Consider the following 17,708-nt stretch of genomic DNA (forward strand, 5'->3'; position numbering starts at 1 on the left):
AGTTTTTTCTTGCTATCATTTGTAGTCGCAGTAATCATTACTTAGGTTTCAAGACTAGGATAATAATTTGCCAACAATAAGGATTGGATGTTATTGTAAATTTATATAAGAAACTTATCAAAAGATAGATTCGCAAAGTCAATCTTTCCCACAGAGGACGATGTTTTTGGTAGTAGTACAATTGGCTGCGTCTATATTCTACGGCCATTGGATTGGCGAGCTTACTTGTCGAATATCCTCGAATATGAATTAGAGATATTTTAGGGGTATATAAGATTTGATATCCTATATTTTTAGCCCTTTGACATAAATCAGACTCTTCAAAGTACATGAAAAATTTTTCGTCAAAACCACCTAATGTCCGAAACAAGTCCCCGCGAATAAAAAATGCTGCTCCAACAACAATATCTACTTCCTGTATCTCTTGAAAATTATTTTCTAGTAGAGCTAATTTGGTTCGAGATTCGGCATATCTGTGTAACTTTCTAGCTTCCAACTCACCTTTAATACTAATTTTAGGTGAAAACGAGATTTGAAACCTACCGTCTGGGAACAAAAGTTTAGGCCCAATAATTCCCACAGTTGGATTTTTTTCCATTAGGTCCACCAAATGGGGAAGAATATTACTGGTGATTATAGTATCGGTATTCAATAAAAATAGGAATTCACCCTTAGCTACCTTTGCTCCAGCATTGTTTCCAGCTCCAAAACCAACATTTTTTGTTAGTTTTATCAGCTGGACATTGGGAAATTTATTTTCAATAATGTCTATGCTGTTGTCTTGAGAAGCGTTATCCACTACTATAACTTCGCAATTATACCCAGGAACAAATTTGTTGATGGATTTTAAACAATCCACTAAAACATCTGCTCCATTATAATTGACTAGGATAATTGATACAGTTATGCTCATCACTTTGGGATTTATTTTCTAGGTAAAATACTCAAATTTATAGGTCCTGTATTACATTATCCTATTCAAATCTAACATAATTGATTTCTTACTAGTTAATTTATGTATTTGCCAATAAATCTTAAGTAACCTCAAAAATGTTGTTATTGCTGCTCTGGCTAAGTTAATAATACTAGTATTCACCAAAACGTAGCCTGATCCTGTGAAAAAATAGACCTTTCTGGCTAGATTAAATTGCCAAACTTCTGTTTGGTAACAGCTAACAAGAGCTAAATCAAATGACTTATGAAAGCAAGACAGAAGCCACATATAACTGGTGTATAATAAACTTTTGTTTTTGTTAAAAACAGTAAATCTTTCCTTATCAATTAATGAGTTTATTTGATCCAAAATTTGAGACTCAAACTGATCTTGATAAAGACTAGCTTGGACTGTAACCCTTAAATTATTGTCAAGTACTTCCTCTATTGATAATTGTTTATATGGTAGAGGTGCTGGCATCCTACCCTTGATACCAGAAATAAAATCATCTAGTCCCATTAAGTGAGTGCTAACCCAGAAAAAACGACCTGTTATAGAATAGTAGATTAACTTTGGAAGCAAAACCCTGATTCTCTTCAATAAAAGATCCGGAAAGTATTTTTGCCAACAGTAACACAAATTCCGCTCATCATAATAACTAATCCAGGGACGCTGCTTAAAATCGGGTGAGGAATGCCAAACAATAGATGACGGATTAACTACAACTGACCAGCCAACTTTTTTCGCTCTCAAACACCACTCGGTGTCGTCAAAATGCAAGAAGTAGTCTTCAAATACTCCTATCTGCTGAATAACTTCTTTACGAACTAGTAAGGATGCAGCAGAACAGAAGTCAACATCAATATAACCAGTTTGGGAATTTAAATGACTTAAATTATTAATAGCTGATTCAATAGTGTTATCGCTAAAGTTTCCTTTGACATGTGCTTTTTTATAGTATATGAACATACCTAGGTCTTGAATAATGTTCGGTTGATCTAACTTCCTTATTTGAGACCCAACTAAACCAATATCAGGGTAATAGTTCAAGGTATCTACCAAATTAAGCAAAGATTGGGTATCCAATCTAACATCATTATCTAGCAACCAAACATAGTCGTATTCTAATTCTTTTACGTAGTCCATACCATAAGAAAAACCTCCAGAACCTCCCAAATTATCGCCTGTTTGCAGAACCTTAACAAAGGAGTAGTATTTGTTTAAATGTGTTTCTGTACCATCACTTGAATTATTGTCAACAACGAAAACATTAATACTTATTTCATTCAAATCTAGCTTCTTTATATCCTCTATCAAAAAAGAAACATCCCTTATTTTATTCCAGGTGACGACAATGATGGCTACTTGCTTGATACTCATGGTTTAGAAATGCAATAAATGTAAACGTGATATATGTCTAGTTATTCAATTCACACATGCAATTAGTATAATTTACTAATTCTATTTTCAAACACCGTTAAAGCAGCAGCAACGACTTGATCCATATTGTAATATTGATATTGTGCTAGTCTCCCAACAAATGTTACTGTTTGCAGTTTGTCAGCTTCATCTTTATACTTTTGAAACAACTCACGGTTTTCCGGACGGGGCACAGGATAGTAGGGATCCCCTTCAGATTGTGGGAATTCATAGTAAATTGTGGTTTTACTGTGTTTTTGTCCAGTTATATGTTTGGATTCAACTATGCGAGTAAAATCATAATCGTTAGGATAGTTCACAACAGCTACTGGCTGAAAATATTCAATATCGTGAGTTTCAAATTGAAACTTCAGTGACCTATAAGGCAATCTACCAAATTTGTAGTCAAAAAACTGATCAATAGGGCCAGTGTATATTAGGTGGTCAAATTTTAGCCATTTCTCAACTTCTTGAAAACTGGTATTGAGCATGAATTTAATATTAGGATTGTCTAACATCCTTTCAAACATCTTTGTATAGCCATCGACAGGCATCATTTGATACTTATCACTAAAATATCTATTATCCTTATTGGTTCTGACTGGAATACGCGCACATACTGAAGCATCCAATTCGTGAGGCCAAAGATTCCACTGTTTATAGGTGTAATTCTTGAAGAACCTTTCATATAAGTCAGTTCCTACTTTACCAACTACAGCTTGTTCTGAGTTTTCAATCCTGTCGTATCTCTCTCTGATTTGTTCATAAAAATCTGATAGTTGCTGACTGTTAAAATTAAATCCATACAGCTTGTTAATGGTATTCAGGTTGATAGGAATTGGATAAAGTTCGCCATCAACCCTTGCTAAAACTTCATGTTGATAAACTCGCCATTCTGTAAACCGAGAAAGGTAGTCAATGATTTTTTTGCTATTCGTATGAAATATATGCGACCCGTATCGATGAATTAAAATACCCGCTTTATCATAGCAATCGTAAGCGTTACCACCAATGTGACTCCGTGTATCTATAACTAGTACTTTTTTGTCTAAATGTGTAGCTATGCAGTTAGCTAAAGTACAACCGGCAAAACCAGCTCCAACAATTAAAAAGTCAAACATACTACTTAGCATTATTTTTCAAAATTGTTTTTTAAGCTCTAAATACTCTTCCCAAAAGGACTGACTCGTAAACTTACCAAGCGTGGTCTTGTAAAGCTTAGCCAACCTCCCATATTTTAACAGCATTAAGATTCCTAAGTAAATGCTGTGGAATAGGATTCTAAAGAAACGAGTTCTGGAAAATTGAACTGCAAAACTCTCTTGGGTTTCTATGTTGTAGTATATTATTGTCTTTGCCCTGAAAACATTTAGAGGTTTGCTACCATATGAACTTACTACTTTATATCCCTTATCAGTCAGGTTTCTATCATCCCAGAAAAATGAACGAGGTAGTATATGACCGTTTAGGGTGAAAACTCTCCAAATCCTGTGTAATAAGTTTTCATTTTCATTAATACTCTCCATATACTTTTTCATTATAAATGGACTGACGCCATTTTTATTCCTCCTTGTTTTTTCAGCACATAATGAAAGCTTACTATGGTTTTGTTGGGGATTTTGAGAAAATAAATTTTCAGGACCACACAAAAAATCTGAAGCAGCTTGCAAAACATATTCTGCTGTCTCATATCTGTAACAAAAAAGATGTCTAATTGTTGGAAGTAAGAACCAACTAAGATGGGAAAAAATGCTAGCATTTTTTTCGTAGTATAGACTGTTGAAAATTAACCCATTTCTTATATTGTAGTACTCTGTGACTGGACTCTGCTTATTTTCAAATTGTTCATGCCAAACGCATATTCCATTTAATGCAATAATTTTGTTGTTTATTCTTTTACTAAATTCAACATCGTCAAGTCTTATAAAAAATGGATAGGGAAGTCCAATCTTTTTAATACTGTCAACAGGAAAACAATATAACCACCAGGCATTGTACTCACAATATTCCTCTATTTCATTAAACAATATATTTTCCAAAACAGTTAAGTCAAGGTTATATTTTACAGGTGTACAACCTCTAAGTTTGTTCCAGTATCCACCTCTTTCATGCTGGATGTGTTTTTTATCTAGTCTTAGCATATCACCACCAACACAAATATCATCTTGATTGATCACACTAAGAAAATTCGACAATCTCAAAATTACTTCTGGATCGAATAGCACATCATCATCCATCAGTAGAATGTGCGAAAATCCCCTATGATGATTTGCTACTTCTATCATTCCCCTTGCAAAACCACCACTCCCTCCCGCGTTTTTATTAGGAATTATCTCAATCAATGGATTATCAAAGGAACTTAAGGTTTTCCCATTATCAATAACAAAAATTTTTAACTTATCTCGATATTCGTCTCTGCTTAACAAATTTTTTTCTAGTAGATCAATGTTCTTGCGAACATAGGTTTCTCTTTTGTATGTACATATTACTATCCCTAGTCTTATATCTTTTATCTCTTGTACATACGAGTAAAAAAAGCCTCCCTCCATCTGGCAATTATTACTCAATGCTTGTACTTCGATATATATCATCCCATTGTAGGGATATATATCGAAGTTTTCCAAGACAATTGGAGAGTCAAAGTGCGCATTCTTGACAGTTTTCTGCATTACTATAGTGCGCGACTGAACAAATGAATCTACACTGTAAATGTGTATATTGAAAGATCCCTGTAGAGAAAGACAAACACCAATATTTGTAATAGAAGTGTAGCTTTTCCACTTATTTGCAAAAAAACCGTTAAAGTATGTGTTAAAGCTAACTACGGTGTCCTTTTTTATCCCTAGAGTTCGATTTTGGTAGTCAAATAGCACTCCATCATCCCCTCTGAAAAACAACTCCTCCACGGTACAAATGTCTAGCTTGGGAAAAATAATATTTTGAATGTTAATTTTCTTTTTTTCCGAAGACGCTGTATAAAAATTTGATTCTTTTGATTCTACCTGTTTAGTCATGATCATTTTTGTCTAAGGGGGGTGTATGTTTTATCTATACCATTCAATTGATCTGATCGGAACTATCTTATATCTATAACGATTTCTGTTCCTCATTTAAAAATTAATTGACTATTTAGTCTTCATACCATATGGGATAACATCATGACAGGATATTTGGTAACATCTAAAATACTACACTATAAACCGTAAACACGACACCATCATAAATGTAATTTTGATTACTCTAAGCTGACACCCATTTGCGTTAAACAACTGTGTCCTATAGCAAATCCATAAATTGATGACGCCACAGATGAAAACAAGTCCATCCAAATGACAAAATAATCATTCCACTCAACAATGCTCCCCATATCAACCCTAAATCTGGAGGTGACCCCGACAATGTAATCTGGCGCAAGCTCTCAATAATTGGTGATAGGGGATTTAAACCAAGAAAAGGTCTAACCTGTGGTGGCACAATAGCTGCTGGATAAAACACGGGGCTACTGATCCAAAGCACAAACACAACTAACTCATAAAAGTAGTGTAAGTCCCTAAAAAAAACATACAACGTACTAACTAAAAATCCAACTCCCATACAGACTAATACTAGTGCAAATAAAGGGAACACCATTGCTAACACATTGACTACATTCCTGGTATTAAGCAGAGTCATCACTGCTAATAAAGGAAAGGTTCCAACGGAAAACTGGAATATGTTCGAAGCTACCATAGAAACCGGGAAAACACTCACAGGCAAACGGATTTTATTTAACAGTGATGAGTTCTCTACTACGCTAAAAAGACACTGAGTTGTAGATGCTGAGAAGAAATTTATCACCACCAGTCCCGTAAATGCCGCCAGCACATAATTCGTAATGGAATTATTGTAGTAGGAAGAAAAAGTAGCACCGAAAATGGCTGTGTATAGACTTGTCATGATTAATGGGTTTAGCAATGACCAATAAACACCCAAAATCGAACCCCGATATCTTACCTTCAAAGTCCGCACCACCAAAACATATAGAATTTCCCAAAAGCGTTGCAATTGCAAGCTCAGATTGGGTTTGGGTTGTTTTTCTCTTATAGATATGGTCATAGTCTAAAACCAGTGCAGATGAAATACAGATACCGATGGGTACTGTACCATAATTTTTTCGTTAAGTCAACACAAAATTTTAACTAGACAGGGCAATCGCACATTAAAATTAACAATCTAAGATACATTCTATCAAACAATCCAACCTAGCTGCTATGACCCCAAAGGAAGTCGTCTACCCTCTTGCAAATACTACTTAATAAGTCCGGACTATTAATATTAAAGTATTCCAAATTCGAGGACTGTCTAAACCAAGTTCGCTGACGCTTGGCAAATTGCCTGGTGTGTAAAACAATTAAATCTGTTGCCGCTTCTAAACTAATCTCCCCAGATAAATACCGCTTAATCTCTGCGTATCCTAATGTATTTAATAAAGGTAAGTTCACACCATATTTTTCACACAGAAACTCCACCTCCTCAACCAAACCATCCTTAATCATTTGTTTGGTCCTCCCATAAATTCTCAAATCCAAAACATCTGGTTCACAGTCCAAATAAAGTTGTAAAATTGGGTAGGTGGGTGGTCTCTCTCCCTGCTGTTCAGACATAGGAGAACCTGTGACATAATACACTTCTAACGCCCTTAAAGTCCTCACCAAATCATGGCAGTGAATTCTTCTGGCAGCAACTGCATCAACCTGTTGCAAAATCTGATAAAGTTGATGTTGACCTAATGACTCCAATTGGGAGCGCAATTGGGGATGTGGACATACCTTGGGAATTTTCATGCCCTGGACAATAGCCCGAATATATAAACCTGTACCACCAACTAAAAATAATGGTGAAACTGGCAAATTATCAATTAACCGTTGGGCTTGTTCTTGATAATCTGCTACTGTCAAGGTTTCTGTTGGTTCACATATATCTATGAGATAATGGGGCACTAACCCCCGTTCTTCCTCCGTTGGCTTGGCTGTTCCAATATTAAATTCACGGTACACCTGACGGGAATCAGCACCCAGAATGACACAACCAAGTCTTTGTGCTAAACTCACCCCCAGTCCAGATTTCCCCGTTGCTGTTGCACCACAAATCACTATGAGTTTAACAGCCCTATCTAACCTAATTGATTGACCCATTTACCTCAACCCCATCTCTCATATAAATTTACCACTAAACAGTGCTAAACACGGCACCAAGGCTTTAGTGCTATAATTCTGGGGTAATTTTACTTTTTTAACTTCTTAGCGAATTAACGCCCTTTAGATCAGGAGAATTTTCATGACGAGCAGTTACAGTGCCGATCAGATTCAAGTTCTGGAAGGTCTGGAAGCCGTCCGCAAACGACCGGGTATGTATATTGGCTCTACCGGACCGCGAGGACTGCACCATCTAGTTTATGAGGTAGTTGATAACTCTGTTGATGAGGCCTTAGCGGGTTACTGTACCCATGTAGATGTGGAACTCAATGCTGATGGTTCCTGTACGGTGACGGATAATGGTCGGGGTATTCCCACTGATATTCACCCCAAAACCGGTAAGTCTGCTTTGGAAACCGTGCTAACTGTACTACACGCCGGTGGTAAATTTGGAGGCGGTGGTTACAAGGTTTCTGGAGGTTTACATGGTGTGGGTGTGTCCGTAGTTAATGCTTTATCAGAAGTAGTAGATATTACGGTTTGGCGAGAGCATAAGGTTCATACTCAACGTTATGAACGAGGTGCACCTACAACTGAATTGCAGGTAGAACCAGACCAACAGTCCCGTACCGGCACATCCGTAAAGTTTAAGCCAGATGTCCAAATTTTTACTACTGGTATTGAATTTGATTATATTACTCTGGCCGGTCGTCTCCGAGAATTGGCCTATCTCAATGCGGGGGTGAAAATTACTTTCACCGATCATCGTTTGGAACTCCTGAAAACCGATACCCCTAAAGTAGAAAGCTATGAGTATAAGGGAGGTATTAAGGAATATGTGGCCTACATGAATCGAGATAAGCAGGCTTTACATGAGGAAATTATCTACGTCCAAGGTGAGCGCAATAACGTTCAAGTAGAGGTGGCTTTACAATGGTGCACAGATGCTTATACTGATAATGTTTTAGGTTTTGCTAACAATATTCGCACTATTGATGGTGGTACTCATTTAGAAGGTTTAAAGACTGTTCTGACAAGAACTTTGAATTCTATCGCCCGCAAACGCAATAAAATTAAGGAGAATGAATCCAATCTCAGTGGGGAACATGTGAGGGAAGGTTTAACCGCAGTTATTTCCGTGAAGGTTCCTGATCCGGAGTTTGAGGGACAAACCAAAACCAAGTTGGGTAATACGGAAGTGCGTGGCATTGTGGATTCTCTGGTGGGAGAAGTGCTGACGGAATATCTAGAATTTCACCCTGGTATTGCTGACTCTATTTTGGATAAGGCTATCCAGGCTTTTAAAGCCGCAGAAGCAGCTAGACATGCAAGGGAGCTGGTTCGGAGAAAGTCTGTTTTGGAATCTTCCCCTTTACCAGGTAAATTAGCTGATTGCAGTTCCCGCGACCCTGCTGAGTCGGAAATATTTATTGTGGAAGGGGATAGTGCGGGTGGTTGTTTTGTGGGGAATACTTTAGTTTCCCTCACGGATGGACGTAATCTTACTTTTACGGATTTGATAGCTGAACAAGCAGCAGGTAAACAAAACTATTGTTATACCATACAGGAAAATGGTGAGATAGGCACAGGAAAAATTCTTCATGTTCGCAGGACCAAAACCAATGCTCCAGTGGTCAGGGTAACTTTGGATAATGACCAGGTTTTGATTTGCACTCCTGACCATTTATTTATGTTGCGGGATGGAAATTACCAAGCTGCGGGTTTGCTCACTCCAGAGGATTCCTTAATGCCCTATTATGACCAGTCTCTACCTACTGTGATGCGGAGCTCTGTGGTTACCTATAATCACCGGGTGGTAAATGTGGAAAGTCTCACGGAAAAATTCGATGTTTATGATCTAGAGGTTCCCCATACCCATAACTTTGCTTTAACAGCAGGAGTTTTTGTCCATAATAGTGCCAAACAAGGACGCGATCGCCGGACTCAGGCAATTTTGCCTCTACGGGGTAAAATTTTAAATATAGAAAAAACCGATGATGCGAAAATTTATAAAAATAATGAGGTACAATCATTAATTACGGCCTTAGGCCTAGGGGTGAAAGGTGAAGAATTTGACGCTTCACAATTACGGTATCATCGAGTGGTAATCATGACGGACGCGGATGTGGATGGGGCGCACATTCGTACATTGCTGCTCACATTTTTCTATAGATACCAAAGATCACTAATTGAACAGGGGTTCATCTACATTGCTTGCCCACCACTGTACAAAGTAGAGAGAGGAAAGAATTATCATTACTGTTACAGCGATCGAGAACTACAACAACACATCAGTACATTGCCTGGAAACGCTAATTATACGATTCAGCGTTTTAAAGGTTTGGGTGAAATGATGCCAGAACAACTGTGGACTACCACCATGAACCCTGAAACCAGAACCCTGAAACAGGTAGAAATAGAGGATGCAGCAGAAGCTGACAGAATATTCACCATATTAATGGGCGATCGGGTTGCTCCTAGGAGAGAGTTTATCGAAACTTATGGTTCTAAGCTAAACCTAACGGATTTAGATATCTAGTTCTCCAGAGAAAGATAGCAACAGAAAGAAATATCCTCCTATACAATAGGAACAGTTTGTCAAGCTGCATAGGGTTGAAATTTCCACATTGCGCTAATGTGTTAATAAGGCTGAAAAAAAATGAACTCAAGACCTGTGACCTCACCTCTCCCCGTAAGGGTGGGTGACCCAGAACGCCCGTCTAGCTCAACCCCGTGGGCATTCTGGCTAAGTCTGGAATTTTGGTTCTAATAATTCTGACCTTTATCTCCTTTCATTTTAATTAGAATGCCACTGATAAACCAAAAAGTTTTCAACAAGATTTAATGGTGTGACTACTGGGTTTGATAAAGGTGGCCTTCCATGAGGAAATGAGTTCATGGTGAATACACAAAAAGAGTGCAATTTCTGTGAAAGAGGTTACAATTGAAAAAGAGTTGACAAATAAATCTGTCGCCAGCCATACCCATGAGGTGGGGACGGAAAAAGTCAACTGGGAATTGTGTGTGGATAATGACGAGAATCAGGAGTGTTACTGAACTATCTTCAGTAAAACATCCGTGGATCCGTCAAAAGTTAAAATAATGCCTCCACAAAAGGCAAAAAAGTCAACGAAAACCCCTTGGGTATTTAACTCCATAAATTGATTCTGCAAGGAGCATGAGGAACGCGGCATGAACCAGGCTAACAACGTACTCGATAGCATTTATCAGCCTGAGCTAGAAATGATAAATCCGCCCGAGATAGAAGAAGAACTCTTATTAATCGAGGAGGAAGAGGACTTACTGCTAGTTGATGACGGGGATATTGATGATTTTTTAGAGCCTCAGACTGATGAGGACGACGCAAAGTCTGGAAAAGCCGCTAAATCGCGTCGTCGCACACAGACTAAGAAGAAGCCATTTACTGAGGACTCAATTCGTCTTTACCTGCAAGAGATTGGTCGAATTAGATTACTACGGGCAGATGAAGAAATTGAGTTGGCACGAAAAATAGCTGATTTGCTGGAGCTAGAAAGAGTTAGAGATGATTTATACGAACAGCTAGAAAGGGAACCGGAATTTAGAGAATGGGCTGAGGCGGTAAAATTGCCATTACCAACCTTCCGCTATCGTCTTCACGTGGGGCGCAGGGCGAAGGATAAAATGGTACAATCCAACCTACGGTTAGTGGTTTCCATTGCCAAAAAATATATGAATCGGGGCCTGTCATTCCAGGACTTAATTCAGGAGGGAAGTCTAGGTCTGATCCGGGCCGCCGAAAAATTTGACCATGAAAAGGGCTATAAGTTTTCTACTTATGCGACTTGGTGGATCCGTCAAGCAATTACAAGGGCAATAGCTGATCAGTCTCGAACCATTCGTTTACCCGTTCACCTTTACGAAACTATATCACGGATTAAGAAAACTACCAAACTTTTATCTCAAGAAATGGGACGCAAACCCACGGAGGAAGAGATTGCGACCCGCATGGAAATGACCATTGAAAAACTGAGGTTTATTGCCAAATCAGCTCAATTGCCTATTTCTTTGGAAACACCTATTGGTAAGGAGGAGGATTCCCGTTTAGGAGATTTTATTGAATCTGATGGTGAAACACCTGAGGATCAGGTTTCTAAAAGTCTTCTTAGGGAAGACCTGGAAAGAGTTTTAGATAGTTTGGGTCCCCGAGAAAGGGATGTTTTGAGACTGCGCTATGGTTTGGATGATGGTCGGATGAAAACCCTGGAGGAAATCGGTCAGATTTTTAATGTCACCCGGGAAAGGATTCGACAAATCGAGGCCAAGGCTCTGCGGAAACTGCGTCATCCCAATCGGAACAGTGTTCTCAAGGAGTATATTCGTTAGATTAGGGATGGGGGATATTTTTCCCTCCCTTTTGATTCTTTGGGGATGGAGGTTAAAACTTCCATTCCCGGCGAAAATGTAAAAAACTCTGCAAAAACTCTTGTAACAGGTGGTTTTTGTACAACTTATGTTTACTCCATTCCCTAGCAGTTTGGGTGAGAATTTCCGAGCAGCTGGGATGAGCAACTGCTAAATTTTCTAGGTCCTCAATTTTCAGGTTTTGAGATATTGCTAGGGCGATTAAGTTGATTATTTCTTCTGCTTCTTGACCAAATATACTACAGCCTAAAATTTTGCCGTTTTCTAAAACAATTAGTTTGCAAATACCTGTGGTCTCATTCTTAATTTGACCTGCTGTTGTGGTCTTAAAGTAGTTTTTAAAAACTAGAACTTGATTTTTATTATATGTTTTTTTGGCCTGTAATTCGGTGATTCCTACCTGTGCTACCATGGGTTGGGTAGATATTATCCAAGGAATGGCAGTGTAGTTGACCCGATGTTTGGGAAAAAATAGGGCGTTTTTCACAGCTATTTTTGCCTCATATTTGGCAATGTTCTCCATATCATAACCACCTATAATATCTCCACAGGCATAAATATTGGGATTGGTGGTTTGTAGTTTGTCGTTGGTGATCAGGCGATCGCCTGAGGATTTAATTCTCGGACTGGCTAAGTTCAAGTTCTCTATTTTTGGTTGTTGGTGATTAGCTATTAAAATTTCCTCAGTTTCTATAGCTTGGTCTTTTAGTTGTACCCATTTTTGACCTTTAATTTTTCTGGTCTGGGTGACCGTTTGTTCTCGGAAAATATTTACCCCGTCAGCTTCTAGTTGGGCGATGAGTAATTCAACTATTTCTGGCTCTAGATAGGATAAAACCGTGGGATGGTTGAGGACTAAATCTATATGGCAACCTAAATGAGCTAGGGTTTGAGCGATTTCTATACTTTGGGGTAAACCACCAAGAATTACCCAGTGTTTAGGTAGATTGGTGCTGACTAGGTACTGCCAAATATTGGTGAGGGTAACATAACCAGTGGTGGCAAGATTTTCTATGTGGGGAATTTTAGTCACCGAACCACAGGCCAGTAAGTATCTACTCCCCCTTAAAGTTCGACCTTGAACTCTAAAACTGGGTTTTCTAGAATTGGCAAACTCCCCCCTACCAATAATTATATCTACTCCCTGAGTAGCTAAATTGTCCAGGGAATTTATTAAGTTAAACTGGGACTCCATACCTTGGGCATAAAATATTGCCCGCTGGTAAGAAGAAATTAAACATCTTTCTGGCTGTTGCAGTTGCTTTAGTACTTCCGTACTAGGAAGTTGATCGGCATAAATGCCCAAACCCATCATTTCCAAGTACTGATAAGAGATTCTACTCAGTTCCCTCAATGGGTAAACATAGTTTAGTTGGTAAGTAGGTTGGGACTTTACTAAAGCTACTTTCGCATGTAGTTGAGCTGCATATAAAGCAGCTTCATATCCCGCCATACTATCACCAATGATTATTATATCATAGTCCAGTTTCATAGATGATTTTGCGTTATGGATTCCAGAGCAGTAATTAAACCTTGATTATCTGGTATGGAGCGCACAGCAACACGAAAATAGCGATCGCCTAGTTCCTTAAAACTCAAACAGTCACGAATGAGGATTTGATGTTTTACTAGTAGCTGTTCTTGTAACCAAGAAGCGGAAATTTGGGACTCTACCAATAAATAGTTAACAGCACCCGGCAAAGGTTTAAGAGCAGGTAAACTAGATAAACCTTGTACAAGTTGATTTCTGGCTTGAGGTAACCAGGTCCAGGTTTGATGTTGAAATTCCTGATCTTGAAGTGCAGCTACAGCAGCACATACGGCCAAATTGTTTACGGGCCAGGGATCTCGCCAAGACTGCCATTTTTGTAGCAGGTCAGGTGCAGCTATAGCATAGCCTAATCTCAACCCTGGCAAACTGTAGAACTTAGTCAGCGATCGCAATATGACCAAATTCCTATACTCCTGAACTAACCCTATCAAACTTTGATCCTGTTCGGGGGTGAGAAAATCCATAAACGCTTCATCTACTACCACCAGGGCAAAATCCTGTAAGTAAGGTAAAATCTCCTCCCGTAAAAATAACCTACCCGTGGGGTTGTGGGGATTATTCAGCAACAATCCATATTCTCCTGATCCAGAAACACACACACCAGAAGATAAAAAGGGGGGTAACCCCCTCTCCCAACTTAAATCCATAGGAAACTCCAACACTTTGGCATTATAGGCCGCCAGGGTGCGGTAATAATCGCCAAAAGCCGGAGTTACTAATATAGTTGCTCTTAGTTGTGCCAGTTCCCTACCCAGTAAGGTTAGTAATTCAGCCGAACCATTACCCGGTAAAATCCACTCCGGTGGTAGTTCATGGAAACGACCCAGAGCCAGTTTCAGCTCCATGTAATCTGGGTCGGGATAATGTTTTAGACTAGCCAATTGGGAGGCGATCGCATGAATTACGGTTTTAGGCGGTCCCAAGGGGCTAATACTAGCAGAAAAGTCCACAATAGCCTCTGGGGGACAGCCAGCTAATGCCGCCGCCCAAGCTAGATTTCCCCCATGTGCTTTGTGTCGCATCAAAACTGCACTTCCTAGAACTGAAACTACTCTTTTGGGGGTGCTACTTTTTCTCTAAATAGTTTCCCAGCGGAGAAAGCAGGAACCTTGGTAGCTGGGATTTCCATTTTTTCATTAGTTTTAGGGTTACGACCTTCACGAGCTTTACGATCCCGTGATTCAAAAGAACCAAAACCAACCAAAGTAACCTTATCACCCGAAGCAACCGCTTCAATAATAGTGTCAATAGCAGCACTGAGGACAGCATCCGCTTGTTTTTTGGTCACACTGGCTTTTTCGGCCACTGCATCTACTAATTCACCTTTGTTCATATCAAACTCCTTGAGGTTTACTTGAGATTTGCTGCAAGATGAAATCTGGTCGCATCTTTACGGAAATCTCTGTCGGTAGAATTACAAAAATCGTTCGTTAAGAGTATTTACACTCCGAACCCCTGTACATCAGATCAGCTCGACTTTTCAATGAATTATTCTAATGTCTTGTAGCCAAAAGTGGGTAGGTGAAAGCATTAATTTATATAGATTTCAGATTTTATTATCTTTTTTCCTCCATTGTTACTCTAAAAACCAGCATTTTTTGAGCATAAGTACTCACCAAAAGGCAAGATAAAAGCTGGTTCACGACTAGTTTTAAATTGTTTAATAGTAGCTGCAGCCCCAAAACGTTAATACCTGGCAACACGTTAAATTATTGAACTCCCACAAATCCCCAATCGGGACGTAATTTAGCTGCTTGACGTAAATACACGTGGTGTATGGGGGAAGAAGCGGGTAAATAGGCATGAATTAAAAACCTTATACAGCGCTGCAAACTTCCTTCCACATACATTTGTTGAACATCTAGCATGGCCACACTATCCCATAAAGGACGACTGCGGGCGATCGCTGCTGGAAAGATAGCATCCAAGTCACGGGTAACAGAGAAAGTGACACTCAAAATTTCCGTAGGTCGCAGTTGATTACGGTCTTCTAACTCATTAAGTAATTCCGTTACTGCTTCTGTAATTGCCACTATACTATTTTCCCCAACAGTTGTCGCGCCACGAATTGCCCGCATTTGCCATTCCACTTCCAAGTTCCTCCTTTTCTAGTTGTCAGTTATTACTATCAGCGGTCAGTCGTCAGTTGCCAATTTTTACGACTGACCATTGACGAATGACATAACCTTCTAGGGTCTATATAACCACAGTGGTAACCCACTTGTAGACATTTCAAACTCCAGCCAATCAATTCCAGATCTAATACTTGATTTGGGATAGCGACTACCTGGTAGAACTCGACTTAATAATGGTTTCCGCTCTTCTAAGGTATAGCAGGGAGTTTTTTGGGGATCAAGTCCTACCAATTCGGTGGTCCAACGTCGAGCATCTTCCTCTGTTCCTAAACGGTCTACAACTCCCAAGTTTAAGGCCTGCTCTCCTGTAAAAATACGTCCGTCAGCGAAGGTCTTAACAGTTTCTATAGGCAAGGCACGCGCCCGAGCTACTGTTTGAATAAATTGCTGATAACTGACATCAATCAGTTCTTGCAGGATATTTTCCTCTGGTTGGGTCAGTTCTCTATCAAAGGATAAAATGTCTTTGTATGGCCCAGACTTAATTACTTTAAAAGACACACCAACTTTTTCCAACAAGCGTTCTAGATTGTTTCCCCGTAGAATTACACCTATACTACCTGTAATTGTACCTGGATTGGCCATAATATGCTCCGCCCCCATGCCTATATAGACACCACCTGAAGCCGATATATTGCCAAAACTGGCGACGATTTTGGTTTTTTTGCCCAGTTCCTTGAGGGCACCATATATCTCCTGGGAATCCCCTACCGTACCACCAGGACTGTCAATACGTAACAACAGGGCAGGGAATTTCCTCTCTTCTACAGTTTTTATGGCTTCCAATACTCGCTTTCTTGTGCCACTGGCGATCGCACCGGTAATTTCAATGCGAGCGATTTGTTTACGAAACTTGGGTTTAAACGGCCAGATCATGAGTAATCTAATCTCTTATTTATATTTCTAATATATCAAACAAAAAATAACCATTAATTAACCTGGAGTTTACCATACAGTTGATTTGTTTGCTTTTTGTGGTTGGTATATAGGAAAATGGCACGAGGTAAATTATTTTTTGTTTTCAGCGAAGGTATGAAGAATCAGTATGGATATTAAACAATTATTTATAGCTGGTGGCGTGGTCATGTGGCCACTGCTATTGTCTTCCATAATTGCCGTAGGACTAATTATTGAGCGTATTTGGTTTTGGTCAAAAATTACCAGGCGACAGGAAAGAGTAGTTAAATACGTATTGAATCTATATCGTCAAAATAACTTAGTTAATGCCATTGATATTCTGCAAAAGAATGCTGATTTACCCATAGCCCGGATCTTTTTGACTGCTTTAGAACTAGAAGAACCTAACCCGGAGGAATTTCGTTTGGCCTTGGAAACTGAAGCTCAGGCGGAAATACCCCTATTAAAACGATTCACCACAGTTTTTGACACCATTATTGCCTTGGCCCCCCTACTAGGATTATTGGGAACCGTACTGGGACTGATTAATTCCTTTGCTTCTCTAAATCTTGGCAATGTGGGAGGGAGTCAAACAGCGGGTGTTACCGGTGGTATTAGCGAGGCCTTAGTTTCTACTGCTACAGGTCTCATTGTAGCCATTTCCACTCTCTTATTTGCCAATTCCTTTCGAGGTCTTTACCAAAGGCAAATAGCCTTAATACAAGAATACGGGGGACAACTAGAACTATTATACCGTCGTCGTTATGAACGGGGAGATAAATCCTATGCGTCTACCAGATGAACCGGATATACCAGCACAAATTAATATTGTGCCCATGATTGATGTTATATTCGCAATCTTGACTTTTTTTATCATGTCATCTTTATACTTGACCCGTTTCAATAGCTTACCAGTGAATTTGCCGCAAGCGGGAACAACCCAAGCTGGTCCCCCTCCCCAAATAACGGTGACAATTGATGCCCAGGGACAGATTTTTTTGAATCAACAAAAAATTAATTTAGAGCAGTTGCCAGAAGAAGTAAAATCACAAAGAAAACCATCACAGCCATTAATTGTAGTAATTAATGCAGACAAATCCGTTAACCATGGGCAGGTAGTAGGGGTAATGGATCAAATAAGACAAGTGGAAGGAGTGAAATTGGCCATAGCGACCAAGAAATAGGAGGAGAGA

At 39.3% G+C, this 17,708-nt stretch carries 15 protein-coding genes; 4 read left to right on the forward strand and 11 right to left on the reverse strand.

Annotated features, from left to right (window positions below; all coding sequences use genetic code 11):
• Positions 1 to 37 precede the first annotated feature (37 nt).
• From IAR63_RS16390 to miaA, 6 genes are all read right to left on the reverse strand, one after another.
• The gene (locus IAR63_RS16390; protein WP_057178246.1) at positions 38 to 913 is read right to left on the reverse strand and encodes a glycosyltransferase family 2 protein; all 876 of its coding nucleotides are present in this window, start codon (positions 911 to 913) and stop codon (positions 38 to 40) included.
• 51 nt (positions 914 to 964) lie between these two features.
• On the reverse strand, positions 965 to 2,314 hold the full coding sequence (locus IAR63_RS16395) for a glycosyltransferase family 2 protein (RefSeq protein WP_187706010.1): 1,350 nt from the start codon (positions 2,312 to 2,314) through the stop codon (positions 965 to 967).
• Positions 2,315 to 2,376: 62 nt separating this feature from the next.
• Positions 2,377 to 3,486, reverse strand: coding sequence for a UDP-galactopyranose mutase (gene glf / locus IAR63_RS16400; protein ID WP_187706011.1), 1,110 nt, complete (start codon positions 3,484 to 3,486; stop codon positions 2,377 to 2,379).
• Between the two features lie 6 nt (positions 3,487 to 3,492).
• On the reverse strand, positions 3,493 to 5,367 hold the full coding sequence (locus tag IAR63_RS16405; protein ID WP_187706012.1) for a glycosyltransferase: 1,875 nt from the start codon (positions 5,365 to 5,367) through the stop codon (positions 3,493 to 3,495).
• A 262-nt stretch (positions 5,368 to 5,629) separates the two neighbouring features.
• Positions 5,630 to 6,448, reverse strand: a complete 819-nt coding sequence (locus IAR63_RS16410) for an ABC transporter permease (protein ID WP_057178243.1) — start codon at positions 6,446 to 6,448, stop codon at positions 5,630 to 5,632.
• 146 nt (positions 6,449 to 6,594) lie between these two features.
• Positions 6,595 to 7,527, reverse strand: a complete 933-nt coding sequence (gene miaA, locus IAR63_RS16415; RefSeq protein ID WP_187706013.1) for a tRNA (adenosine(37)-N6)-dimethylallyltransferase MiaA — start codon at positions 7,525 to 7,527, stop codon at positions 6,595 to 6,597.
• A gap of 142 nt (positions 7,528 to 7,669) precedes the next feature.
• On the opposite strand from miaA, the gene gyrB reads away from it, so the two are divergent.
• Together gyrB and rpoD are read left to right on the forward strand one after the other, a co-directional pair.
• Positions 7,670 to 10,066, forward strand: a complete 2,397-nt coding sequence (gyrB, locus tag IAR63_RS16420; RefSeq protein ID WP_187706014.1) for a DNA topoisomerase (ATP-hydrolyzing) subunit B — start codon at positions 7,670 to 7,672, stop codon at positions 10,064 to 10,066.
• Positions 10,067 to 10,719: 653 nt separating this feature from the next.
• The gene (rpoD, locus tag IAR63_RS16425; protein ID WP_009342633.1) at positions 10,720 to 11,892 is read left to right on the forward strand and encodes an RNA polymerase sigma factor RpoD; all 1,173 of its coding nucleotides are present in this window, start codon (positions 10,720 to 10,722) and stop codon (positions 11,890 to 11,892) included.
• Positions 11,893 to 11,944: 52 nt separating this feature from the next.
• Here rpoD and IAR63_RS16430 read toward each other — a convergent pair whose 3' ends face one another.
• The 5 genes from IAR63_RS16430 to sppA form a co-directional block, all read right to left on the reverse strand.
• The gene (locus tag IAR63_RS16430) at positions 11,945 to 13,423 is read right to left on the reverse strand and encodes a dihydrolipoyl dehydrogenase family protein (RefSeq protein ID WP_187706015.1); all 1,479 of its coding nucleotides are present in this window, start codon (positions 13,421 to 13,423) and stop codon (positions 11,945 to 11,947) included.
• Positions 13,420 to 14,505, reverse strand: a complete 1,086-nt coding sequence (gene cobD / locus IAR63_RS16435; protein WP_187706016.1) for a threonine-phosphate decarboxylase CobD — start codon at positions 14,503 to 14,505, stop codon at positions 13,420 to 13,422. Before cobD ends, IAR63_RS16430 begins: the two co-directional genes overlap by 4 nt.
• A gap of 26 nt (positions 14,506 to 14,531) precedes the next feature.
• Positions 14,532 to 14,816, reverse strand: a complete 285-nt coding sequence (locus IAR63_RS16440; protein ID WP_187706017.1) for an HU family DNA-binding protein — start codon at positions 14,814 to 14,816, stop codon at positions 14,532 to 14,534.
• Positions 14,817 to 15,192: 376 nt separating this feature from the next.
• Positions 15,193 to 15,573: a chorismate mutase gene (gene aroH / locus IAR63_RS16445; protein WP_057178238.1), complete on the reverse strand. Its 381-nt coding sequence runs from the start codon at positions 15,571 to 15,573 to the stop codon at positions 15,193 to 15,195.
• A gap of 99 nt (positions 15,574 to 15,672) precedes the next feature.
• Positions 15,673 to 16,494, reverse strand: coding sequence for a signal peptide peptidase SppA (sppA, locus tag IAR63_RS16450; RefSeq protein WP_187706018.1), 822 nt, complete (start codon positions 16,492 to 16,494; stop codon positions 15,673 to 15,675).
• 169 nt (positions 16,495 to 16,663) lie between these two features.
• Between sppA and IAR63_RS16455 the strand changes: the two genes are divergently transcribed.
• The gene (locus tag IAR63_RS16455) at positions 16,664 to 17,317 is read left to right on the forward strand and encodes a MotA/TolQ/ExbB proton channel family protein (RefSeq protein WP_187706019.1); all 654 of its coding nucleotides are present in this window, start codon (positions 16,664 to 16,666) and stop codon (positions 17,315 to 17,317) included.
• Entirely contained in the window at positions 17,301 to 17,699 is a 399-nt protein-coding gene (locus tag IAR63_RS16460) for an ExbD/TolR family protein (RefSeq protein WP_006276708.1), read from the forward strand. Before IAR63_RS16455 ends, IAR63_RS16460 begins: the two co-directional genes overlap by 17 nt.
• Positions 17,700 to 17,708: the final 9 nt, after the last annotated feature.

Origin of the sequence: Cylindrospermopsis curvispora GIHE-G1 (assembly GCF_014489415.1) — a bacterium.
Taxonomy (GTDB): domain Bacteria; phylum Cyanobacteriota; class Cyanobacteriia; order Cyanobacteriales; family Nostocaceae; genus Raphidiopsis; species Raphidiopsis curvispora_A.

What these genes read in the sequence shown, in the direction of transcription:
- IAR63_RS16390 (WP_057178246.1), bottom strand. Translation starts at nt 913, where the DNA reads ATGAGCATAACTGTATCAATTATCCTAGTCAATTATAATGGAGCAGAT.
- IAR63_RS16395 (WP_187706010.1), bottom strand. Translation starts at nt 2,314, where the DNA reads ATGAGTATCAAGCAAGTAGCCATCATTGTCGTCACCTGGAATAAAATA.
- glf (WP_187706011.1), bottom strand. Translation starts at nt 3,486, where the DNA reads ATGCTAAGTAGTATGTTTGACTTTTTAATTGTTGGAGCTGGTTTTGCC.
- IAR63_RS16405 (WP_187706012.1), bottom strand. Translation starts at nt 5,367, where the DNA reads ATGACTAAACAGGTAGAATCAAAAGAATCAAATTTTTATACAGCGTCT.
- IAR63_RS16410 (WP_057178243.1), bottom strand. Translation starts at nt 6,448, where the DNA reads ATGACCATATCTATAAGAGAAAAACAACCCAAACCCAATCTGAGCTTG.
- miaA (WP_187706013.1), bottom strand. Translation starts at nt 7,527, where the DNA reads ATGGGTCAATCAATTAGGTTAGATAGGGCTGTTAAACTCATAGTGATT.
- gyrB (WP_187706014.1), top strand. Translation starts at nt 7,670, where the DNA reads ATGACGAGCAGTTACAGTGCCGATCAGATTCAAGTTCTGGAAGGTCTG.
- rpoD (WP_009342633.1), top strand. Translation starts at nt 10,720, where the DNA reads ATGAACCAGGCTAACAACGTACTCGATAGCATTTATCAGCCTGAGCTA.
- IAR63_RS16430 (WP_187706015.1), bottom strand. Translation starts at nt 13,423, where the DNA reads ATGAAACTGGACTATGATATAATAATCATTGGTGATAGTATGGCGGGA.
- cobD (WP_187706016.1), bottom strand. Translation starts at nt 14,505, where the DNA reads ATGCGACACAAAGCACATGGGGGAAATCTAGCTTGGGCGGCGGCATTA.
- IAR63_RS16440 (WP_187706017.1), bottom strand. Translation starts at nt 14,816, where the DNA reads ATGAACAAAGGTGAATTAGTAGATGCAGTGGCCGAAAAAGCCAGTGTG.
- sppA (WP_187706018.1), bottom strand. Translation starts at nt 16,494, where the DNA reads ATGATCTGGCCGTTTAAACCCAAGTTTCGTAAACAAATCGCTCGCATT.
- IAR63_RS16455 (WP_187706019.1), top strand. Translation starts at nt 16,664, where the DNA reads ATGGATATTAAACAATTATTTATAGCTGGTGGCGTGGTCATGTGGCCA.
- IAR63_RS16460 (WP_006276708.1), top strand. Translation starts at nt 17,301, where the DNA reads ATGCGTCTACCAGATGAACCGGATATACCAGCACAAATTAATATTGTG.